The organism is Bacteroides sp. AR20 (genome assembly GCF_964250605.1).
Lineage (GTDB): Bacteria > Bacteroidota > Bacteroidia > Bacteroidales > Bacteroidaceae > Bacteroides > Bacteroides uniformis.
Genome location: NZ_CAXUGK010000034.1, coordinates 1 through 23,520, shown reverse-complemented (window position 1 = coordinate 23,520; position 23,520 = coordinate 1). Strand labels below are relative to the sequence as shown.

The 23,520-nt window shown below is 45.7% G+C and carries 21 protein-coding genes; 17 read left to right on the top strand and 4 right to left on the bottom strand.

Going from position 1 to position 23,520, the window contains the following annotated elements; genetic code table 11:
• Position 1: 1 nt before the first annotated feature.
• Both ACESTD_RS15550 and ACESTD_RS15545 read left to right on the top strand, forming a co-directional pair.
• Complete coding sequence (locus ACESTD_RS15550; protein WP_005827815.1) at positions 2-625, top strand: ATP-binding cassette domain-containing protein; 624 nt, start codon at positions 2-4, stop codon at positions 623-625.
• Between the two features lie 11 nt (positions 626-636).
• Positions 637-1,446, top strand: a complete 810-nt coding sequence (locus ACESTD_RS15545; protein WP_005827813.1) for an ABC transporter permease — start codon at positions 637-639, stop codon at positions 1,444-1,446.
• A 2-nt stretch (positions 1,447-1,448) separates the two neighbouring features.
• Here the strand turns inward: ACESTD_RS15545 and ACESTD_RS15540 are convergent, their stop codons facing one another.
• Complete coding sequence (locus tag ACESTD_RS15540; RefSeq protein WP_005837172.1) at positions 1,449-1,859, bottom strand: DUF4891 domain-containing protein; 411 nt, start codon at positions 1,857-1,859, stop codon at positions 1,449-1,451.
• Positions 1,860-1,883: 24 nt separating this feature from the next.
• Positions 1,884-2,660 carry a DUF4377 domain-containing protein gene (locus ACESTD_RS15535; RefSeq protein WP_005827810.1) on the bottom strand — a complete coding sequence of 259 codons (777 nt, stop codon included), beginning with the start codon at positions 2,658-2,660 and terminating at the stop codon, positions 1,884-1,886.
• 188 nt (positions 2,661-2,848) lie between these two features.
• Between ACESTD_RS15535 and ACESTD_RS15530 the strand changes: the two genes are divergently transcribed.
• From ACESTD_RS15530 to ACESTD_RS15495, 8 genes are all read left to right on the top strand, one after another.
• Positions 2,849-3,943, top strand: coding sequence for a Nif3-like dinuclear metal center hexameric protein (locus ACESTD_RS15530; protein WP_373158994.1), 1,095 nt, complete (start codon positions 2,849-2,851; stop codon positions 3,941-3,943).
• A 5-nt stretch (positions 3,944-3,948) separates the two neighbouring features.
• Positions 3,949-4,788: a zinc ribbon domain-containing protein gene (locus tag ACESTD_RS15525; RefSeq protein ID WP_005827804.1), complete on the top strand. Its 840-nt coding sequence runs from the start codon at positions 3,949-3,951 to the stop codon at positions 4,786-4,788.
• 145 nt (positions 4,789-4,933) lie between these two features.
• Positions 4,934-6,088, top strand: coding sequence for a PCMD domain-containing protein (locus tag ACESTD_RS15520; protein WP_005837174.1), 1,155 nt, complete (start codon positions 4,934-4,936; stop codon positions 6,086-6,088).
• A 25-nt stretch (positions 6,089-6,113) separates the two neighbouring features.
• Positions 6,114-6,896, top strand: a complete 783-nt coding sequence (locus tag ACESTD_RS15515) for a porin family protein (RefSeq protein WP_005837175.1) — start codon at positions 6,114-6,116, stop codon at positions 6,894-6,896.
• A gap of 93 nt (positions 6,897-6,989) precedes the next feature.
• Positions 6,990-8,423 (top strand): efflux transporter outer membrane subunit, encoded by a 1,434-nt coding sequence (locus ACESTD_RS15510; RefSeq protein WP_035448557.1) that lies wholly within the window; start codon positions 6,990-6,992, stop codon positions 8,421-8,423.
• 25 nt (positions 8,424-8,448) lie between these two features.
• Complete coding sequence (locus ACESTD_RS15505) at positions 8,449-9,552, top strand: efflux RND transporter periplasmic adaptor subunit (RefSeq protein WP_117959113.1); 1,104 nt, start codon at positions 8,449-8,451, stop codon at positions 9,550-9,552.
• 25 nt (positions 9,553-9,577) lie between these two features.
• Positions 9,578-12,691, top strand: coding sequence for an efflux RND transporter permease subunit (locus tag ACESTD_RS15500; protein ID WP_118274942.1), 3,114 nt, complete (start codon positions 9,578-9,580; stop codon positions 12,689-12,691).
• Between the two features lie 137 nt (positions 12,692-12,828).
• Positions 12,829-13,719: a CblA family class A beta-lactamase gene (locus tag ACESTD_RS15495; RefSeq protein ID WP_005827792.1), complete on the top strand. Its 891-nt coding sequence runs from the start codon at positions 12,829-12,831 to the stop codon at positions 13,717-13,719.
• 30 nt (positions 13,720-13,749) lie between these two features.
• Here the strand turns inward: ACESTD_RS15495 and ACESTD_RS15490 are convergent, their stop codons facing one another.
• On the bottom strand, positions 13,750-14,199 hold the full coding sequence (locus ACESTD_RS15490; protein WP_005827787.1) for a type I restriction enzyme HsdR N-terminal domain-containing protein: 450 nt from the start codon (positions 14,197-14,199) through the stop codon (positions 13,750-13,752).
• A gap of 64 nt (positions 14,200-14,263) precedes the next feature.
• Here ACESTD_RS15490 and ACESTD_RS15485 point away from each other — a divergent pair, with 64 nt between their 5' ends.
• The 5 genes from ACESTD_RS15485 to ACESTD_RS15465 all read left to right on the top strand — a co-directional run bounded on the left by ACESTD_RS15485 (position 14,264) and on the right by ACESTD_RS15465 (position 19,268).
• On the top strand, positions 14,264-15,040 hold the full coding sequence (locus tag ACESTD_RS15485) for an AMP nucleosidase (protein WP_005837181.1): 777 nt from the start codon (positions 14,264-14,266) through the stop codon (positions 15,038-15,040).
• A 42-nt stretch (positions 15,041-15,082) separates the two neighbouring features.
• Positions 15,083-16,102, top strand: coding sequence for a DNA polymerase III subunit delta (holA, locus tag ACESTD_RS15480; protein ID WP_005837183.1), 1,020 nt, complete (start codon positions 15,083-15,085; stop codon positions 16,100-16,102).
• A gap of 911 nt (positions 16,103-17,013) precedes the next feature.
• On the top strand, positions 17,014-17,475 hold the full coding sequence (locus ACESTD_RS15475) for a helix-turn-helix domain-containing protein (RefSeq protein WP_005827779.1): 462 nt from the start codon (positions 17,014-17,016) through the stop codon (positions 17,473-17,475).
• 117 nt (positions 17,476-17,592) lie between these two features.
• Positions 17,593-18,369, top strand: a complete 777-nt coding sequence (locus ACESTD_RS15470; RefSeq protein ID WP_057281048.1) for a dihydroorotate dehydrogenase electron transfer subunit — start codon at positions 17,593-17,595, stop codon at positions 18,367-18,369.
• On the top strand, positions 18,357-19,268 hold the full coding sequence (locus tag ACESTD_RS15465; RefSeq protein WP_009038379.1) for a dihydroorotate dehydrogenase: 912 nt from the start codon (positions 18,357-18,359) through the stop codon (positions 19,266-19,268). Before ACESTD_RS15470 ends, ACESTD_RS15465 begins: the two co-directional genes overlap by 13 nt.
• Before the next feature lie 93 nt (positions 19,269-19,361).
• Here ACESTD_RS15465 and trmD read toward each other — a convergent pair whose 3' ends face one another.
• Positions 19,362-20,039, bottom strand: coding sequence for a tRNA (guanosine(37)-N1)-methyltransferase TrmD (gene trmD, locus ACESTD_RS15460; protein ID WP_005837186.1), 678 nt, complete (start codon positions 20,037-20,039; stop codon positions 19,362-19,364).
• Positions 20,040-20,128: 89 nt separating this feature from the next.
• Between trmD and ligA the strand changes: the two genes are divergently transcribed.
• Positions 20,129-22,126 carry an NAD-dependent DNA ligase LigA gene (ligA, locus tag ACESTD_RS15455; RefSeq protein ID WP_057089422.1) on the top strand — a complete coding sequence of 666 codons (1,998 nt, stop codon included), beginning with the start codon at positions 20,129-20,131 and terminating at the stop codon, positions 22,124-22,126.
• 103 nt (positions 22,127-22,229) lie between these two features.
• Positions 22,230-23,123, top strand: a complete 894-nt coding sequence (gene dapA / locus ACESTD_RS15450) for a 4-hydroxy-tetrahydrodipicolinate synthase (protein ID WP_005827769.1) — start codon at positions 22,230-22,232, stop codon at positions 23,121-23,123.
• Positions 23,124-23,520: the final 397 nt, after the last annotated feature.

The window sequence follows — 23,520 nt, the reverse complement described above, 5'->3', positions numbered from 1 at the left end:
CATGCTGCAAATAGAAAATGCCAGTATCGCCTACGGCAACGATATACTTTTCTCGGGTTTCAACCTGCAATTGGAAAGGGGAGAGATAGCCAGTATCTCCGGCCCTTCGGGATGCGGAAAGTCGTCACTGCTGAATGCCATACTTGGATTTACTCCGTTAAAAGAAGGACGCATCGTCTTGAACGGCATTCTGCTGGATAAAGGAAACGTCGACGTTGTCCGTAAGCAGACTGCATGGATTCCACAAGAACTGGCATTGCCGCTGGAATGGGTAAAGGACATGGTACAATTGCCCTTCGGTTTAAAGGCAAACCGGGGTACACCCTTTTCTGAAACCCGTTTATTTGCATGTTTCGAGGATTTGGGTCTGGAACAAGAGTTATATTACAAACGGGTGAACGAAATATCCGGAGGCCAACGCCAACGGATGATGATAGCCGTAGCCTCAATGATTGGCAAACCACTGACCATTGTCGATGAACCGACTTCCGCTCTCGACTCCGGTTCCGCGGAAAAAGTACTCTCTTTCTTCCGCAGGCAGACAGAAAATGGAAGTGCCATACTGACCGTATCCCATGACAAAAGATTCGCCAACGGATGTGACCGACATATAATCATGAAATAACATACACACTATTGGGAACCATAGATATATCATACCTCAGCCTGGGCATCGGATTATTGCTATTATTAATACCGCTGTTTTACATCTGGAAGTTCAAGACCGGACTGTTGCGCGCTACTGTGATAGGTACGGCACGCATGATTGTCCAGTTGTTCTTCATCGGCATATACTTGAACTACCTCTTCTTATGGGATAACCCGTGGATAAACTTTCTATGGGTAATTGTCATGATATTCGTAGCATCGCAGACGGCGTTGGCACGAACGCAATTGAAGAGGAAGATTCTGCTTCTTCCCATATCTGCAGGTTTCTTATGCAGTGTAGTATGTGTAGGCTTGTACTTTATCGGAATAGTACTGAGAGTGGAAAACGTATTCAGCGCCCGGTATTTCATCCCTATTTTCGGCATACTGATGGGCAACATGCTATCCAGTAACGTCATAGCCCTCAACACCTATTATAGTGGACTGAAACGGGAACAACAGCTTTACCGGTATCTTCTCGGCAATGGTGCTACAAAAGCGGAAGCACAGGCACCTTTCATCCGCCAAGCCATCATCAAATCCTTCAGTCCGCTGATTGCCAATATATCCGTGATGGGGCTGGTTGCTTTTCCGGGAACCATGATTGGCCAGATATTGGGTGGCAGCAGCCCGAATGTGGCCATCAAATATCAGATGATGATTATGGTCATCACCTTTACCGCCTCCATGCTGTCACTGATGATTACAATCTCTCTGGCTTCCCGCAAGTCGTTCGATGCCTACGGCAAGCTACTGCCGGTGATGGTAGAGAAGAAGGGAAAAAAGGAGCATAAATAACTTCAACGGTGATGGGCATCCAGTTTTCCGGGGAGATAGCGTAGCTGCACATATTGTACGCCCGGTTTCACAAAGCCGCTGTCCAACATCACTTTCTTTACACGGAATACTTCAAGCCTATACTGCAGGTAACTTTTGATGCGTTGACTTTGCGGCTTGGTATATGCCAACAGATTAACTTTTCCCAGCGAATCAATCTCTACCCTTGCCTTGACGGTGCGTAGAGAAAGAGGACCGTCTTTTTTCTTAGCCTGATAATCTTTATCCTTGTCTACCCAAAAGATAGCCGTAGCCTTGGGAGTAGTATCTACCGGCTCCTCCATATCCTCAGATACATCTTTACCGGAACGGTTCGTATCCTGACAAGACAATAACGATAAAAGGAAAAGAAACAAAACAAGTAATGTTTTCATAATAAAGGAGATTAATGTGTCCAACTAATCAAACGTACCCGATGAAGCATATATTATCGGATATATAAAATGTTCTTCACCTTCCGTTTGCGGTTGTTCAAACAATTGTTTGTAGATAGGTTCCGGCTCTGTTTCAGAGAAAAAATCTGCATCAGCAGGATAAATACCATAATACCACCAGGGAGTTCCTTCCATATTATAAGGCTCAATACCCTCGATTACAAACTTATATAATCCAACTGTATCACCATCTTTTATAATGCTTGTATAGGTTCCATAATTGGTCCCCATATTATATCTCAATCCTTTTAAAGGAGCATATTCTTCTTCAGTAAACTCGCCTGCTACATATTTTTTTCTTTTGCATGCAAAAGGAATCTCATATTTTCCTCCATCAGGAGAAAGAATAAAAGGATTGGGTCCATCAACCTCTATTGTATATTCATATTCTACTCCGACTTTTGATAACACCTCGACCAGTTCGTATGCAATATTACTGGCATCGGCGGGAGGGTTGAGCAAAGTTGTTTTTTTCACCAATAAGGTGTATTCATACCCCTTGCTATAATCAAACCCGGCAATTCCTAAAAAGTCCAACGCTTCATATTCATTTTTACCTTCCTCCTTTACCAACATACAATCAATGAAATGATCACTTCCCCAAGGCTGGTAAGTGCCAATCTCGGAAGAGACCTTCATTTTAATGTTTTCTACATTGTCTTGTGGAGTATCACTGTTACAAGAGGTCACACCAATTATAATCAAGAGCGATAAAATTCCGAATAGTTTTTTAGTTTTCATAGATTTAGTTTTATAATAATCGCTCGCAAAGATAGTCTTTTTCGTGATAAAACATTTTTCGATAAGAGTTTTTGTTGGAAGAAAACCGTCTATTACTCAAATTTGTTACTGATATTTTATAAAAAGAATAAAAAACATTCTCAATCCATTGCTTTTTACTATATTTGCAACCAAATTTTCTGTTCACAATGAAAATTAAGGAATTAGTAAGCGCCCTTGAACGGTTCGCGCCTCTGCCATTGCAAGACGGATTTGATAATGCCGGCCTGCAAATCGGATTGACAGATGCGGAAGCAACAGGGGCTTTGTTGTGTCTTGACGTTACTGAAGCTGTACTGGATGAAGCCATTGCATTGGGATATAATGTGGTTATATCACATCACCCTCTCATTTTCAAAGGGTATAAATCCATCACGGGCAGGGATTATGTGGAACGTTGTATCTTGAAAGCCATCAAGAATGACATCGTTGTTTATGCTGCGCACACTAACCTGGATAATGCACCGGGAGGAGTGAACTTCAAGATTGCCGAGAAAATCGGTTTGAAGAATGTCCGTATCCTGGAAGCCAAGGAAAATGCGCTGGTAAAGCTGACCACATTTGTACCGACCGCCCAAGCGGAAGACGTGAGGAAAGCCTTGTTCGTCGCTGGATGCGGCAATATCGGCAACTATGATTTGTGCAGTTATAACATGGAAGGCGAGGGGACATTCCGAGCCCGGGAAGGTGCCACCCCATACTGTGGAGCGATAGGGGAGCTGCATACCGAACGTGAAGTACGTATTGAGACAATCATACCCGCCTACAAAAAAGCGGCAACTGTCAAGGCACTGCTTGCGGCACATCCATATGAAGAACCGGTCTATGATATTTATCCCTTGCAAAACTCATGGCCACAAGCCGGAGCCGGTGTCATTGGCGAATTGGAAGTACCGGAGACAGAACTTGAATTCCTGAAACGGATAAAGAAAACCTTCGAAGTAGGGTGTCTCAGACATAACAAACTCCTCGGGCGGGAAATACAGACTGTTGCATTATGTGGCGGCGCCGGCGCTTTCCTAATGCCGCTTGCCATCCGCAACCGTGCAGATGTCTTTATCACCGGCGAGATAAAATACCATGACTATTTCGGACATGATACCGATATATTATTGGCTGAAATAGGGCATTATGAAAGTGAGCAATATACGAAAGAAATATTTTATACAATAATCCGGGATTTGTTTCCTCATTTTGAGGTTCAGATGACCAAAGTGAATACAAACCCCATAAAATACATGTAAGTAAAATGGCTAAAGAAGCAAAAAAAGATCCTCAGGAATTAACCGTAGAACAGAAGTTGAAAGCTTTGTTCCAATTGCAGACAATGCTGTCCAAAATCGATGAAATCAAGACGTTGAGAGGTGAACTTCCACTGGAAGTACAGGACTTGGAAGACGAAATAGCCGGTCTGAGTACCCGTATAGACAGAATCAAGGCAGAAGTTGCCGAGTTGAAATCCTCCATTGCAGGAAAGAAAGTTGAAATTGAAACCGCAAAGGCTTCTGTAGCTAAATATAAAGACCAGCAGGACAACGTACGCAACAACCGCGAATATGACTTCTTAAGCAAGGAAATCGAATTCCAGACATTGGAAATCGAACTCTGCGAAAAGCGTATCAAGGAATTTGCCGCACAAGAGGAAGAAAAATCTCAAGAAGTAGCAGAAAGCACTGCTGCTCTGGAAGAAAGACAAAAAGACCTCGACGTAAAGAAGAGCGAACTGGACGAAATCATCTCCGAGACCAAACAAGAGGAAGAGAAGCTGAGAGACAAAGCCAAAGAACTGGAAACAAAGATTGAACCCCGTCTGCTTCAGTCCTTCAAACGTATCCGTAAGAATTCACGCAATGGACTGGGTATTGTATACGTACAGCGTGATGCTTGCGGTGGTTGCTTCAACAAGATTCCGCCCCAGAGACAATTGGACATCCGCTCACGCAAGAAAATTATCGTTTGCGAATATTGTGGCCGTATCATGATTGACCCGGAATTAGCAGGTATAACTCCCGAACAGAAAGTGGAAGTTGTAAAGGAAAAGCCAGTAAGAGCCAAAAGAAAAATCGTACATATCGGCTCAGATAATTAAAAATAGAACATTTTCTATATATAAAACGGCAATAGTAAAGCACCTATTGCCGTTTTTTTGTTAAATAAGCTCATAAAAACCTGCTATTAGAGAAAAAAGAAGTAGTTTTGTTGCTTGAAAAATTAATAGAATTAAATTAAAAAGCATGAGACTAAACAAATTATTCATACTCTATTCACTTTTCGGAATATTGATGGCATCGTGCATAAAAGATGAAGCACCCAATGCTGAAGCTGATATAACAGGCATCTCTTTTGAAGAAGATGTACTGGCAAATTCATACATTGATCTGAACCCGTCGTACGACGAAAGCCAGAACGCCTACCCAATACGGATCAGTGTGAAAGAAGGTACGGACATGACAAGTCTGGCCCCCATATTTGAATTGACTCCGGGAGCTACCATCAGTCCTGCCAGTGGGAGTGTTCAGAACTTCACGACTCCAGTACGATATACAGTCACTTCGGAAGACAAGGCCTGGCATCGTGTCTACGCCATTACTGCCAGAGAACAAAAGGCAAGTAACATTCCGACCACATACCACTTTGAAAAGGTAAGAATCATGCAAAATGTATGGCAGGAATTCTACGAAGAGCAAGATTCCGGTAACGAATTGACATGGGCAAGTGGTAATAAGGGATTCAAATGGGCTATGAGTGAAGCCGCAACAGAAGATTATCCTACTACCCAAATAGACAATGGCAAAACTGGAAAATGTGTGAAATTGGAAACACGCCTCACTGGCGACTTAGGTAACATGGTAGGTATGCCCATCGCCGCCGGTAATCTGTTTATCGGCAGTTTCGACATGCTGAATGCTATTACCAATCCGCTTAGTGCTACGCGCTTCGGTACTCCTTTCTACAATAAACCTTTACGACTGACTGGATACTATAAGTATAAGGCCGGAGAACAATTTTATGAAAATGGCGAATATACCTCCCGAAAAGATATATTCAATATCTATGCAATATTTTATGATGGAGTAAAATATGACAGTGCAGGAAAGGGGACAGATGTAACACTGGATGGAAATCTGCCGAATCAAAACTACGAACACTCCAGCATGGTGGCTCTTGCTTTAGTTTCCAATCCGCAAGAAACAGAAGGAGACGAATGGAAATTCTTTGATATACCTTTCGACTACCAACGGTACGGAAAGAAGATTGACGAAGCCAGACTGGCTAAAGGAGAATATAAGATAGGCATCATATTTGCCTCAAGCAAGGATGGTGCCACTTTTGAGGGTGCTCCAGGAAGCACTTTACTTATAGACGAAGTGGAACTGATTTACGAATAAGAATCATATAGAATTGGAATACAACATGATAAAGAAAATATTAGCATTTATCGTACTGGTGGGATGTATGCAGACTGCCTTATACGCTCAAGAAAACCAGAACCGTACGCTTATAAACGCCGCTCTACACGGTTGGGAATATGAAATAAGGGCCGGTGTCAGTATCGGCGGCACTTCTCCGCTTCCATTACCCGTAGAAATACGAAGTATCGATGCCTATAATCCTACCTTAGCCTTTATGCTGGAAGGAAATGCCATCAAATGGTTGGGCAAAACAAAAAAATGGGGTGTAATAACCGGTGTAAGACTGGAAACCAAAAATATGATTACTAAAGCGACAGTAAAGAACTATGGCATGGAAATCATAGGAAATGACGGTAACCGTTTGAAAGGCAACTGGACCGGGGGAGTAAAAACTAAAGTACGCAATGCCTACATCACCGTCCCCGTGCTGGGTGCATATAAAATCAACTCACGATTGCGGGCCAAAGCAGGTATATATGTCTCATATCTGATGGATGAGGAATTCTCCGGACATGTATATGAAGGCTATTTGCGTGAAGGAGACTCCACCGGAGAAAAGGTAAACTTCTCCGACGGTGCCATTGCCACTTACGACTTTTCGGATGATTTGCGCAAGTTTGCCTGGGGCGTGCAAGCTGGTGTAGACTGGCGTGCCTTCAAACATCTGAGTGTATTTGCCGACCTTACATGGGGATTGAATGATATTTTCAAGAAAGATTTCAATACAATTACCTTTGCCATGTATCCCATCTACTTGAATGTGGGTTTCGGGTATGCCTTCTAAGATACTCGGGTATACCGAGTAAATACTCATAAACAAATAAAGGTTTAGGTTGTTATCAATCCCATAAAAAGATAACCACCTAAACCTTTATTTATGAATATAAAAGTTTGGAGCACTGCGTTGCTCATATTATGCCTATGTCCTGCGGCTATGGCACAGAAAGCCAACCGCTATCTTGAGAAACCACTCCCACAAGGCTGGGGAAAGGACGCCTCCCATGCCATTCCCGGAGATGACAATCTGTTCAGCGGACAAATACCACCCATTGACGACAAGTGGTGGAAAGCCTTCGATGACCCGATGCTGGATTCATTGATTACGGTAGCCTCCACTCAAAACTATTCCGTACTTTCTGCCATGGACCGTATGGATATGGCTAAATCCAATCTGCGGATAGAACGCGGCAGCTTTTTCCCTTCCATCTCATTGGACGGAGGATGGGCACGGCAGCAAAGCAGCGGCAATGTCAACGCACTTCCGCAATCCATTACCGGTGCATACAGCGCCTCGCTCAACGCCAGTTGGGAGCTGGACGTATTCGGAAGTATCCGCCAACGGGTAAAGGCACAGCGGGAAACCTTCATGGCAAGCAAGGAGGAATATACCTCTGTCATGGTATCCCTCTGTGCCCAGATAGCTTCTGCCTACATCGGACTCCGCGAACTGCAGCAAGAGCTAAGTGTAGTGACCCACAATTGCCATACCCAGGCAGCCGTACTTAACATTACCGAAGTACGCTACAAAACCGGACTGGTGTCCAAACTGGACGTTTCACAAGCCAAATCCGTATATTACAGTACCAAAGCCTCCATCCCACAACTGGAGGCAGGCATCAACCAATACATCACGACGCTCGCAATCTTACTCGGTACTTACCCCCAGCATATCCGCCCCATATTGGAGAAGCCCAGCAAACTGCCCGACTATATGGAACCCATAGGCATCGGTGTTCCTGCCGACCTGCTGCTCCGCCGCCCCGATATACGGCAAGCCGAACGCCAAGTCAACGCGCAGGCGGCAACACTCGGCGCATCTCAAAGTGACTGGCTGCCGCAAGTGTTCCTAAAAGGTTCCATCGGCTATTCCTCCCATGACTTGAAGGACTTGACTAAACGGAACAGTATGACGTTTGAAATTGCTCCAAGCATCAGCTGGACCTTATTCAGCGGTACCAAACTGGTGAATGCCACCCGTCTGGCACGTGCCCAGCTCGATGAATCCATTCACCAGTTCAACCAGACAGTGCTTACCGCCGTGCAGGAAACGGATAATGCCATGAACTCCTATCGCAACTCCATCCAACAGATTGTTGCCATGCGCGAAGTATGCAACCAGGGAGAAGAAACTCTGAAACTCTCCCTCGATTTGTACAAACAAGGACTTACTCCCTTCCAGAACGTACTGGACGCACTACGCTCACTCCTGACATACGAAAATCAGCTGGTGCAGGCACAAGGCAGCTCCTTGCTGCATCTGATAGCCTTATACCAGGCATTGGGAGGTGGATATGAAATGAATCAGAAATAAGAATATAAACTAAACCGAACCGTATATGAAAAATCAAATGTACATCACCCTGCTCATCCTGCCATTGCTGGCAACGGGATGCGGGGGAAGGAAAGAAACGGCACAAACGATGCCCGTTCCCGAGATAAGCGTGGCCCGTCCGACAGTGCAGAACATTACGCTGACGAAAGAATATCCGGGCTACCTGACTTCTGAAAAGACCGTAGACCTGGTAGGCAGAGTCAGCGGAACCTTACAGACCATCGCTTACGCTCCCGGCAGCCGGGTACGCCAGGGACAAGTACTTTTTGTCATCGAACCGACAGTCTATCAAGACAATGTGCGGCAGGCAGAAGCAGAACTCAACACTGCCCGCGCCAACCTGGAATACGCCCAAAACAACTACACACGTATGCAGGAAGCCGTGAAAAGCGATGCTGTAAGCCGTATACAAGTGCTACAAGCACAATCCAACGTGGCAACTTCGCAGGCTGCAGTGAGCAATGCGGAAGCAGCCCTGAACACGGCACGCACCAATCTGAGCTACTGCACCGTCCGTGCCCCCTTCGACGGCACTGTAAGCCGTAACCTGGTGGATGCCGGAAGCTATGTAGGCGGCAGCGTGCAGCCCGTCACACTGGCAACCATCTACAAGGACGACCATCTGTACACCTACTTCAACGTGGCAGACAACCAATGGCTCTCCATGCTGATGCAGCAAGGGGACAGCATTCCCCGGCAAGTAACCGTCAGCCTGGGCAAAGACGGGCTTCTCACTTATCCTGCACAACTGGATTATCTTTCGCCCAACGTAGACTTGAACACCGGAACTCTGAACATCCGCGCCCGTCTCGACAATCCTAAAGGACTTCTGAAAAGCGGCCTCTACGTCAGCATCATCTTGCCCTACGGAGAGCAACAGCAGGCCATCCTGCTGCCGGATGCCTCCATCGGCACCGACCAGCTGGGGAAATACATATACGTAGTCAACGATTCGAATATAGTGCGCTACCGCCATATAGAAACCGGACAACTGATAGGGGACAGCCTACGCCAGATAAGGGCAGGCATCACTCCCCGGGAACGCTACGTCACCAAAGCGCTGATGAAGGTAAGGGATGGAATGAAAGTACATCCCATCGACAACTAATATGAATTGATTAATACCAAAGCCTATGTTTTCAAAATTCTTCATAGACCGTCCTATCTTTGCTACCGTATTGGCGCTGCTCATCGTCGTAGCAGGACTGGTCACACTGGGTATCCTGCCCATTGCCCAATATCCGGACATCACACCACCCACCGTGCAGGTCAGTGCCGTATATCCCGGAGCCAATGCGCAGACGGTAGCACAAACCGTCGGCATTCCCATCGAGCAGCAAGTCAACGGAGTGGACGGAATGCTTTATATGTCCTCCAACTCCAGCTCATCGGGCGCTTACTCGCTTACCATTACTTTTGCCGTAGGCACGGACATTGATATGGCTACCGTACAAGTTCAGAACCGGGTCAGCGTGGCCCAGTCGTCACTGCCTACTCCCGTTGTGGTACAAGGTGTCACGGTGCAGAAACAGTCATCGAACATCGTGATGTTCCTCACGATGACGTCGGACAGCAAAGACTACGACGGACTTTACCTCAGCAACTATGCCAAGCTGAATCTTGTGGACCAACTGACGCGTGTGCCCGGTGTGGGTGCCGTCAATGTGATGGGAGCAGGGGACTACTCCATGCGTATCTGGCTCGACCCTGCCGCCATGCGCATCCGCTATCTTTCGCCGGCCGATGTATACCAAGCCATCCAATCACAGAATGTGGAAGTCAGCGCAGGTAACGTAGGGCAACCCATCGGCACAGACAATAAAAATGCCTATCAATACAGCCTGACCGTAAAAGGGCGCCTTACCTCGCCCGAAGAGTTCGGCAACATCATCCTGCGTACCGAAGCCGGAGGGAAGATACTCCGTCTGCGCGACGTGGCGCACATCGACCTAGGCTCGGCCTCTTACAGCGTAGTATCCCAACTGGACGGGAAACCCACCGCTGCCATCGCTATCTATCAGCAACCTGGCAGCAACTCGCTGGACGTTTCCAAAGGAGTAAAGGCAAAAATGCAGGAACTCTCGCAAAATTTCCCTGCAGGCATACAATACAATGTAACCCTGGACACTACGGATGTCATTCATGCTTCCATAGACGAAGTGATGGTGACGTTCCTTGAAACAACCCTGCTGGTAGTTCTCGTCATCTTCCTGTTCCTGCAGAACTGGCGGGCGGTCGTCATTCCCTGCATCACTATTCCGGTATCACTCATCGGCACACTGGCCGTCATGTCCTTGTTCGGCTTCTCCATCAATACGCTGACACTATTCGGACTGATACTTGCCGTGGCCATCGTGGTGGATGATGCCATTGTGGTGGTGGAGAACTCCACGCGTCTGCTGGACACGGGGCGCTACACCTCCCGCCAGGCTGTGACCGAAGCGATGGGAGAGATTACCGGACCCATTGTCGGGGTAGTGCTGGTGCTGCTTGCCGTATTTATCCCGACAACACTCGTCAGCGGCATATCAGGACAACTGTATAAACAGTTTGCCTTGACCATTGCAGCCAGCACCGTACTTAGCGGATTCAACTCACTGACCCTTACTCCGGCACTCTGTGCCTTGATGCTGCAACCTACCCGGCCTTCCAAAAATCCCCTATATCGGGGGTTCAACCATCTGTACGACAAGACACAAGGAGTCTACGACCGGATAGTGGAGTACCTGCTCCAACGCCCTGTCGCTTCCATCGTTTCATATGCAGTTTTCACATTGATTGCTGTCCTGCTGTTTGTCAAATGGCCGTCCACATTTGTTCCGGAAGAAGATGACGGCTATTTCCTCGCAGTGGTACAACTTCCCCCTGCATCGAGCCTGGAGCGCACCCAAGCCGTAGGAAAGCAGATAAATAAGATTCTCGATTCTTACCCCGAAATAAAGGACTACATCGGCATATCCGGCTTCTCCGTGATGGGAGGTGGAGAGCAAAGCAATGCGGCCACTTACTTCATCGTACTGAAAAACTGGAATGAACGCAAGGGAAAGGAACATACGGCTGAAGCCGTAGTACAGCGCTTCAATATGGAAGTATATGGCATCCAGGAAGCAGAGATATTTGCCATGGTCCCGCCTGCCATCCCCGGACTGGGAGCTACCGGAGGCCTGCAACTCCAATTGGAAGACCGCCACAACCTCGGCGCCACCGAGATGCAGCGTGCTGTAGAGACCTTGATGGAGCATTACCGCAATTATCCGGCACTGGCATCGGTCAGCAGCCAGTACCAAGCCAATGTACCGCAATATTTTTTGAATATAGACCGCGACAAGGTACAGTTGATGGGTATCCCGCTGAACAGTGTATTCACCGCCTTGGGTTACTATATGGGGGAGGCCTACGTCAACGACTATGTACAGTTCGGACACATCTACCAAGTGAAATTGGGGGCGGGCGACCGTGCCCAGCGTGTCATCGACGATGTTCTGAAATTGAGCGTTCCCAATGCATCGGGAGAAATGGTGCCTTTCTCTTCCTTCACCCGGGTGGAAGAGCAGTTAGGCATGGACCAGATAAACAGATATAACATGTATTCCACAGCAGCCGTGACCTGCAATGTGGCTCCGGGCAGTAGTTCGGGAGAGGGTATCCGGCAAATGGAAAGTCTAATCAAAGAGCATCTCGGAGACGAGTTCGGCTATGAATGGACTTCGGTAGCCTATCAGGAGACGCAGGCGGGAACCACGACGACTGTCGTATTCGTCATGGCACTGCTGGTTGCCTTCCTTGTACTCGCCGCACAATACGAAAGCTGGACCAGTCCGGTAGCTGCCGTAATGGGACTTCCGGTTGCACTGCTCGGTGCCATGCTGGGATGCTATGTCATGGGGACTCCGGTCAGCATCTACACACAAATTGGAATCATTCTGCTTGTCGCCTTGTCTGCCAAAAACGGTATTCTGATTGTGGAGTTTGCACGTGACTTTCGTGCACAAGGCAATTCAATCCGCGATGCGGCATTCCAGGCCGGACATATCCGCCTGCGACCTATTCTGATGACATCGCTTGCATTCGTATTCGGGGTTATGCCGCTGCTTTTTGCAACCGGAGCAGGGGCGGGAAGCCGTATTGCACTGGGAGCCGCCGTAGTGTTCGGTATGGCACTGAATACCTTGCTTGCCACGGTCTATATTCCTAATTTCTACGAATTGATGCAGAAGTTGCAGGAGAAGTTCAGTAAGAAACAATAGGGAGGATGAGCTACAAGTTATGGATTATGGGTTATAAGCTATCACACTTATAGCCCATAATCCATAACTCATTTTAGCAACTTGCTGCTAAAAGTTGTATCTTTGCGTGCGAATTGCCTCTTAAAGAAATTGAAGTTATGAAAGCATATTTCATCGCCATACTTACCTTATTCACTTGTATAGCTACCGTCGTCCGGGCGCAGCAAATGTCTGAACTTGAAAACCGGATTGACAGTCTGCTCAATGGCAAGAAAGCCACCGTTGGTATAGCCGTATGGACAGACAAAGGAGACATGCTCCGGTATAACGACCATGTACACTTCCCCTTGCTCAGTGTATTCAAATTCCATGTGGCACTGGCCGTACTGGACAAGATGGATAAGCAAAGCATCAGTCTGGACAGCATTGTTTCCATAAAGGCATCCCAAATGCCGCCCAATACCTACAGCCCCCTGCGGAAGAAGTTTCCCGACCAGGATTTCACGATTACGCTTAGGGAACTGATGCAATACAGCATTTCCCAAAGCGACAACAATGCCTGCGACATCTTGATAGAATATGCAGGAGGCATCAAACATATCAACGACTATATCCACCGGTTGAGTATCGACTCCTTCAACCTCTCGGAAACAGAAGACGGCATGCACTCCAGCTTCGAGGCTGTATACCGCAACTGGAGTACTCCTTCCGCTATGGTCCGACTACTGAGAACGGCTGATGAAAAAGAGTTGTTCTCCAACAAGGAGCTGAAAGACTTCTTGTGGCAGACCATGATAGATACTGAAACCGGTGCCAACAAACTGAAAGGTATGTTGCCAGCCAAAACCGTGGTAGGACACAAGACCGGCTCTTCCGACCGCAATGCCGACGGTATGAAAACTGCAGATAATGATGCCGGCCTCGTTATCCTTCCCGACGGCCGGAAATACTACATTGCCGCCTTCGTCATGGACTCATACGAGACGGATGAGGACAATGCGAACATCATCGCCCGCATATCACGCATGGTATATGATGCGATGAGATGAGAGAGGCAAGGGGGCTATTGGTAGCTCCTCCTATAAGTTTTGATACTCGGGTATATCCTGCAGAAAAGTATAGCTGTTGTGCTCGTAATCTATGCGGCAACAATAATGCTGAAGCCCGTTGCTGACAATCAGATAATCCACTTTCAGCACCATGTTGTAGCGGGTAATCTGGTCGAAAACCTTTTGGGTGATTTCTATTTCAGGCGCCTTGTATTCCACAATCATCCGGGCGGTAAGGTCGCGTCGATAGAGCACTGTATCACAGCGTTTCTTTGTACCGTTCAGCTGTACCTGCACCTCATTTGCCATAAGCGCCTGCGGATACCCCTTGTGAGCAAGAAGAAAGTGGACGAAGTGCTGCCGCACCCATTCTTCAGGGGTCAAGGCGACATAACGACGACGGATTACATCGAAAATAACATTTTTTCCGTTCCTTGCGGCAATTTTAGCATCGAATGCTGGTAGGTTTAACGATAACATTTACTACATTTGTAAGTTAAATAATGGTTCCCGTCTTTTGGGAACACAAATTTAATGAAATCTTATGAAAACAAAAGAAGAAATCGTAGCCAATTGGCTGCCCCGTTACACAAAGCGTAACCTGGAGGATTTTGGAGAGTACATTCTGTTGACCAACTTCAACAAGTACGTAGAGATTTTCGCAGAAAAGTTCAATGTTCCCATTCTCGGTAAAGATGCCAACATGATATCTGCCAGTGCAGAAGGAATGACCATCATTAATTTTGGTATGGGAAGTCCTAATGCCGCCATTATCATGGACTTGCTGAGTGCTATCAGGCCCAAGGCATGTCTGTTTCTGGGTAAGTGCGGCGGTATAGACAAGAAAAATAGAATAGGGGACCTCATCCTTCCCATTGCCGCCATCCGTGGCGAGGGTACCTCCAACGACTACTTCCCACCTGAAGTCCCGTCACTCCCGGCATTTATGCTGCAACGTGCCGTTTCTTCTGCCATCCGCGATTATGCCCGTGACTACTGGACCGGTACCGTATACACCACCAACCGCCGCATTTGGGAACATGACGAGGAATTCAAAGAATATCTGAAGAAAACCCGTGCCATGGCTGTCGATATGGAAACGGCAACCCTATTCAGCTGCGGTTTTGCCAATCATATTCCCACGGGAGCCCTTCTGCTGGTTTCAGACCAACCGATGATTCCGGAAGGTGTAAAAACCGATAAAAGCGACAATCTGGTGACCCAGAATTATGTAAAGGAGCATGTTGAAATCGGCATCGCATCCTTGCGCATGATTATTGATGAAAAGAAAACCGTAAAACACTTGAAGTTCGACTGGTAATCCGTTACGGGACATCCCCTCGTATAGCATTTACTTTATTATATGGCAAAACAAGAAACAACCTGTGATGATATTCTAAAAGAGTTGAGAGCCAAGCAATACCGCCCCGTCTACTATCTCATGGGCGAGGAATCGTATTACATAGACCTCATCTCCGACTATATTGTAGACAACGTTCTCACTGACACCGAAAAGGAATTCAACCTGACCGTAGTCTACGGTGCAGATGTCGATATAGCCACTGTCATCAATGCGGCCAAGCGCTATCCGATGATGTCCGAACGCCAGGTCGTAGTCGTAAAGGAAGCGCAGGCCATCCGCAACATGGAGGAGCTTTCATACTACCTGCAAAAACCGTTGAACTCCACCATTCTTGTTCTATGCCACAAACATGGGGTGCTGGACAGAAGAAAGAAGCTGGCGGCCGAAATAGAGAAGGTGGGAGTTCTATTCGAATCCAAGAAGGTGAAGGATGCCCAGTTACCGGCATTCATCACCTCATACATGAAGCGCAAAGGTGTAGACTTGGATCCTAAAGCCACCTCCATGCTTGCCGATTTCGTAGGTACGGACCTCAGCCGCCTTACAGGAGAACTGGAAAAACTGATTATAACTCTTCCAAAAGGTCAGACACGCGTCACCCCCGAACAGATAGAACGTAACATCGGAATCAGTAAGGATTATAATAACTTTGAACTTCGCAGTGCCATTGTAGAAAAAGACATACTAAAGGCCAATAAAATAATAAAATATTTTGAAGAAAATCCGAAAACAAACCCTATCCAGATGACTTTATCTTTACTTTTCGGCTTCTTCTCCAACTTGATGTTGGCTTATTATGCACCCGAAAAGACGGAGCAGGGTATTGCCAGTTTCATAGGATTAAAGACTCCCTGGCAGTCGCGCGAATACCTAAGTGCCATGCGCCGTTACAGCGGAGTAAAGACCATGCAGATAATCGGAGAAATTCGATATGCAGATGCCAAATCCAAAGGAGTAGGAAATTCCTCCCTAAGCGATGGAGATATCCTCCGGGAATTGGTCTTTAAGATTCTACATTAACTTCCATACAGCATCCTTTTCCATAAAAGGGGAAAAAGCATAAAACAGACTGATTTAATATCATTATGTCATTTTTAGGGGGATTTATCCCCCTTTTTTCTATTTCGGTCCTTAGCATAGACAGTAAAATAGGAGATAATAATCATATTTACAGCAAATTACGTTCATTTATAAGCTCTGAGAATCGTGTTTTTATAACGAATCGACCAATTATACAGAAATAAAGCAAGGATTTAAGTCTTGAAGACTAGAAAATAAATAAAGCATCTTATTTTCTTATTTATGTCACATCTTTTCTCCTTTAGTAAAAAGAAGAGATGGAGCAATTCAGCTTTAAATCGTCATATATGAAATCTGTTACACTTTTCAAGAGTACAATAGTTGTAATACACAACTAGGATAATTGACTATTGTGAATTTAATACATTACATAAATATCTATATGACGGGTGTATTATAACATATGTAATATTACACTTGAAAAACACAAATGTAATAAGTAATATTTAATATCGCAAACTGATGGTTTACAAAAATAATAGAGTAGGGGTTAACCCATATAATTATAAGCAATAAATATGTATATATCAATTACATACGACGATTAATCAAATTATTAAATTATATATTATATAAAATGAGCGACAAACAAATGTAATACAGCATTTACCATCAAAAAATAACCATATAATATGCTAATAACTAGATAAATATATTATTTTATTAAACTTACGATAAATACCTATTTTACTCGTAATTTGTATTATAGCATTTGTAATGATGAATATTGTAATAACAGCATTTCATTTGTAAACTTTAAAATATTACATTTTTAATTTGCTTTTGTGATGTCGTTTTTTTACTTTTGTAATCCAATAAATAACATGTACAATTGTAATAACACATAAACCATGAGTATAAAAGACAGGTTCAAAATGGTTATGGACCGGGAGAAACTGACAGCAGGAGCTTTTGCCGAGAGTATCGGCGTGGCCCAAGCCACCATTTCTCACATCTTGGGTCCGCGTAACAAATATCCAAGTACGGAAGTCATTCTCCGATTGCATCAACGATACAACGACATAAACTTGGAGTGGCTGCTTACCGGAAAAGGTAATATGAGTAATAATCCGGATTCACCCGAAAACGATGGATTCGACTATCCTTTATTCGCCGAGAATCCGGAAAATCTGTCCAACGGGCCGGAAGAATCTAAAAATCGCAAGGAAATTGCATTAGAGACAGCCCTAAAATCGCCTAAAGAGATTGTAAAACAAGAGATTATCTACAAAGAAAGACCTCCCAGAAAAATCACAGAAATAAGAATTTTCTTTGATGACAATACCTACGAGACTTTCAAACCGGAAAATTAAGGAATGAGAATGGAAATAGACTAACGCCCCGGCATAAAAAAGAAACGGGTTCATTTTATTCTGCACTCGGTTTACACTATCTTTGCACCCGAAAGAAAAACATCCCTCTTTATAGATATGAAAAAGTATATTTTAGATCTGACAGTGACAGAGAACCTCCGCTTGCATGCCAACTATGTGTTGTTGAAGCTGACTTCTCCGTCCCCACTTCCGGAAATGCTTCCGGGACAATTTGCAGAGATTCGCGTGGACGGCTCGCCTACCACTTTTTTGCGCCGCCCCATCTCCATCAATTATGTAGATAGACAACGGAACGAAGTATGGTTCTTAATCCAACTTGTAGGCGACGGAACCAAGCGATTAGGAGAAGCAAAAGCAGGCGATATAATCAATGTAGTGCTTCCGCTGGGAAACTGCTTCACAATGCCTGAAAAAGCCTCAGACAAGCTCTTATTGGTAGGTGGAGGTGTAGGTACAGCTCCTATGTTATATTTAGGCGAACAGCTCGCCAAGAAAGGTTGCAAGCCAACATTCCTGCTGGGTGCCAGAAGTGACAAAGATTTGCTTCAATTGGAACAATTTGCCGCCTATGGCGAGGTGTATACCACCACCGAAGATGGCAGCCACGGAGAGAAGGGATACGTAACACAACACTCCATATTAAATAAGGTGTGCTTTGAGCAGATATATACTTGCGGCCCCAAACCGATGATGATGGCAGTAGCAAAGTATGCCAAAAGTAAAGGCATCAGTTGCGAAGTATCTTTGGAAAATATGATGGCGTGTGGCATAGGCGCTTGTCTATGCTGTGCAGAAAATACCACGGAAGGTCATTTGTGCGTATGTAAAGAAGGTCCGGTTTTTAATATAAACAAACTATTATGGCAGATTTAAGTGTAAATATTGGTGAATTACAAATGAATAATCCGGTGATGACTGCATCCGGAACATTCGGATATGGTGAAGAATTCGCCGATTTCATCGAACTATCGCGAATAGGCGGTATTATTGTAAAGGGAACCACTCTTCACAAACGTGAAGGCAATCCATATCCGCGCATGGCAGAGACTCCTTCGGGTATGTTAAACGCTGTGGGACTGCAAAATAAGGGTGTTCATTACTTTGTTGAACACATCTATCCCCGCATCAAGGACATTCAGACCAACATGATTGTGAATGTTTCGGGTTCTGCCATCGAAGACTATGCCGAAACAGCCGCAATCATTAATGAACTTGACAAAATTCCTGCCATAGAATTGAACATCTCTTGCCCCAACGTGAAGCAAGGAGGAATGGCATTCGGTGTTACCGCCAAGGGCGCCGAAGAAGTGGTGAAAGCCGTGCGCTCAGTTTACAAAAAGACACTTATCGTAAAGCTCTCCCCGAACGTTACCGACATCACTGAAATAGCCCGCGCAGCCGAAAATGGCGGTGCAGACAGTGTTTCCCTCATCAATACCCTGCTGGGAATGGCTATAGACGCGGAACGCAGGCGTCCGATACTCTCCACTGTAACCGGTGGCATGTCCGGTGCGGCCGTGAAACCCATTGCCTTACGTATGGTATGGCAAGTAGCCAAAGCGGTAAAAATCCCCGTCATAGGCTTGGGAGGTATCATGAACTGGAAAGATGCTGTGGAATTCATGCTTGCAGGTGCCTCTGCCATCCAGATTGGTACGGCAAACTTCATTGATCCGGCGGTTACAGTGAAAGTGGTAGAAGGAATAAATGACTATCTTGACAGACACGGTTATCAGTCTATAAAGGATATTATCGGTGCACTCGAGGTATAAAGAATAACAAGAGATTGCCATTCGCAATATATATTCATAAAAAAGGACATTCATTGACGAATGTCCTTTTTCTTTTTATTTACATCAGTAAACTTACTCTCCCAACAAATCCGGACGCAATCTACGGGTCCTTTCCAACGACTGTTGCAGCTCCCATTCCTTAATCTTGGCCTCATGTCCGGAGAGTAAAATATCCGGAACCTTCCATCCATTGTAATCAGCGGGACGTGTATAGACCGGTGCGGCCAGCAGATTGTCCTGAAAAGAATCTGAAAGTGCAGACTGCTCATCGGAAATCACTCCCGGAATGATACGGACGATGGCATCTGCCATGACAGCCGCCGCCAGTTCTCCGCCAGTCAACACATAGTCGCCGATACTGATTTCCTTGGTGATGAGATGCTCGCGAATCCGGTAATCTATCCCTTTGAAATGCCCGCAGAGAATGATGAGATTCTGGGCAAGGGAAAGAGTATTTGCCATCGGCTGATTGAACTGCTCACCATCGGGGGTCGTAAAGATAACCTCGTCGTAATCCCGCTCGGCCTTCAAGGCGTTGATACACCGCTCTATCGGCTCTATCTTCATGACCATTCCGGCAAAGCCGCCAAACGGATAATCGTCTACACGACGGTACTTATCTTCCGTATAATCACGAAGATTATGGATATGTATCTCTGCAAGCCCTTTATTTTGAGCACGTTTCATAATGGAGCAGTTAAAGAATCCCTCAATCATCTCCGGCAAAACTGTGATAATGTCAATGCGCATATAACTTTATTTTAGCTATTTCAAGCTGCAAAAGTACAAATATTCGGGGAGAAACCCGTATTTTTGCGTTCAAACAATCCGAAAACCCTATGACTGTAAAAGAAAAAATAGACCAGCTCCGTGCGGAATTACACCAGCACAACTACAATTATTATGTGCTGAATGCTCCTGAAATATCCGACAAGGAGTTTGACGACCTGATGCGCGAGCTACAAGACTTAGAGAAAGAACATCCTGAATACCAAGATGATAATTCGCCCACGATGCGTGTAGGGAGTGATTTGAATAAGAACTTTACACAAGTGGCACACAAATATCCCATGCTTTCATTGGGAAACACCTATTCCGAAAACGAAGTGACCGACTTTTACGAACGGGTAAAGAAAGCGTTGAATGAGGATTTTGAAATCTGCTGCGAGCTGAAGTATGACGGTACTTCCATCTCGCTGACTTACGAGGATGGCAAACTGGTGCGTGCCGTCACCCGTGGCGACGGCGAAAAGGGCGATGACGTGACGGACAATGTAAAGACAATCCGAACGATTCCACTGGTCCTCCATGGGGATTATCCTAAATCATTCGAAATCAGAGGGGAAATCCTGATGCCCTGGGTGGTTTTCGAAGAACTGAACCGGGAAAAGGAAGCACGTGAGGAACCGCTTTTCGCCAATCCGCGCAACGCTGCTTCCGGTACCTTGAAGTTGCAGAATTCCGCCATCGTAGCATCCAGAAAGCTGGATGCTTATCTCTACTATCTATTGGGAGAGGAATTGCCCTGCGACGGCCATTACGAGAATCTGCAAGCCGCCGCCAGCTGGGGATTTAAAACATCAGAGCACACCAGAAAAGCCCACAGCCTGGAGGAAGTCTTCGAATACATCAATTATTGGGACACGGAGCGTAAGAACCTTCCGGTAGCTACTGATGGTATTGTACTAAAAGTCAACAGCTTGAGACAACAAAAGAATTTGGGATTCACAGCCAAGTCCCCCCGGTGGGCCATCGCATACAAATTCCAGGCAGAACGTGCACTGACACGCTTGAATAGGGTTACCTACCAAGTAGGACGTACCGGCGCAGTCACTCCGGTTGCCAATCTGGACCCCGTACAACTGTCCGGCACCATTGTGAAACGTGCCTCCCTGCACAATGCAGATATTATCGAGGGGCTGGACCTGCATATAGGCGACATGGTGTATGTGGAAAAAGGCGGTGAAATCATCCCCAAAATAACCGGTGTCGATAAGGATGCCCGCAGTATGCTTATCGGTGAAAAAGTGAAGTTTATCACCCATTGTCCCGAATGCGGCAGCAAACTGATACGTTTTGAAGGAGAAGCAGCCCACTATTGCCCCAATGAAACCGCTTGTCCTCCGCAGATTAAAGGGAAAATAGAGCATTTCATCAGCCGCAAAGCCATGAATATAGACGGACTGGGACCTGAAACAGTAGATATGTTCTACCGATTGGGGCTGATAAAGGATACTGCAGATTTATACCAGCTCAAAACCGATGACATCAAGAACCTGGAACGGATGGGCGAAAAATCGGCAGAAAACATAGTCAACGGTATTGCGGCAAGTAAAGAAGTGCCATTCGAAAGAGTGCTCTTTGCACTGGGCATACGCTTCGTGGGAGAAACGGTTGCCAAGAAAATAGCCAAGTCCTTTACGGACATCGAAGAACTGGAAAACGCAGACCTCGAAAAGCTGAAAAACATCGATGAAATCGGTGAAAAAATAGCGCAGAGCATTATAACCTACTTCTCCAATCCTGCCAACAGAGAGCTGGTGGAACGGCTGAAATCGAACGGTCTGCAACTCCACCGGACGGAAGAAGACCTCAGCGGATACACCGACAAACTGGCGGGCCAGTCCATTGTCATCAGCGGCGTATTCACCCACCACTCACGGGACGAATACAAAGAGATGATTGAAAAGAACGGTGGGAAAAACGTCGGCAGTATCTCCTCCAAAACCAGCTTTATCCTGGCCGGAGAAAATATGGGACCTGCCAAACTGGAGAAAGCGCAGAAACTGGGAGTAAAGATTATGAGCGAAGATGAGTTTTTGGCATTGCTATCCTAACAAATTTCCACAAAAAGCTTTTTTATGGCTTATATTTGTAGGGTAAATCGAAAAAATTCGTACTTTTGCGAGTCATTTAATTAGAGATTACTTTATAATACTCATGATACAGACAAGATTGAAAGGAATGGGGGTAGCGCTGATTACTCCATTTAAAGAGGATGAAAGCGTTGATTACGATGCGTTGATGCGTTTGGTAGACTATCAACTTCAAAACAATACCGACTTTTTATGTGTGCTCGGCACCACGGCAGAAACTCCGACTCTGACTGAAGAAGAGAAAAAGAAAATCAAGAAAATGGTCATCGAGCGAGTGAACGGAAGAATTCCTATCCTGCTGGGCGTAGGTGGAAACAACACCCGGGCCATAGTGGAAACACTGAAAAATGACGATTTCACCGGAGTAGATGCCATTCTATCCGTCGTTCCATATTACAACAAGCCATCGCAAGAAGGTATATATCAGCATTATAAGGCCATTTCTGAAGCAACGGATTTGCCGATTGTGCTTTATAATGTCCCCGGTCGTACCGGCGTGAACATGAAGGCAGAAACAACCCTGCGCATTGCACGTGATTTCAAGAATGTGATAGCCGTCAAAGAAGCTTCGGGCGACATCACGCAGATGGACGACATCATCAAAAACAAACCGGCCAATTTCGACGTTATTTCGGGCGATGACGGCATCACCTTCCCTCTGATTACCCTGGGGGCCGTCGGCATTATCTCGGTCATCGGAAACGCGTTCCCACGTGAGTTCAGCCGTATGGTACGTCTGGCACTGCAAGGGGACTATGCCAATGCATTGACCATTCACCACAAATTTGCCGAATTATTCAAGCTTCTGTTTGTAGACGGCAACCCTGCCGGAGTAAAAGCCATGCTGAATGTAATGGGAATGATTGAGAACAAGCTCCGCCTGCCATTGGTGCCGACCAGAATCACTACTTTCGAAGCCATGCGCAAGATTCTGGATGAATTGAACATCAAATGCTAAGGCCTTATACCGCCCCTATAGGATATTAATTTCCAGTATACAACATATTAATATCAGATATGCAAGGAGTTAATTTTGTGGAAACACGGAATTAACTCCTTCTTTTTTTCCTATGTGACTATATTTATCAGTACAATAATCCCAAAACAGTCTACTGATTACGTTATAAAGCAAAAAGACATCTGGTTAAATCGAGAAAAAGACATCTCTAGCTCAATCAAGACAAGACTATTATTTCAGCTAATCTATTAGTTCACAACACTGAACACTTTGTTTCAGCAGAGAAAAACACTTTGTTTTTATATGATGGAACAAAGTGTTCTGTAGCTAACACTTGAAAAGGGACCCGGAACAACATTTAAAAAGTGCCCCACCCATGGGTATGTTTAACCGAACA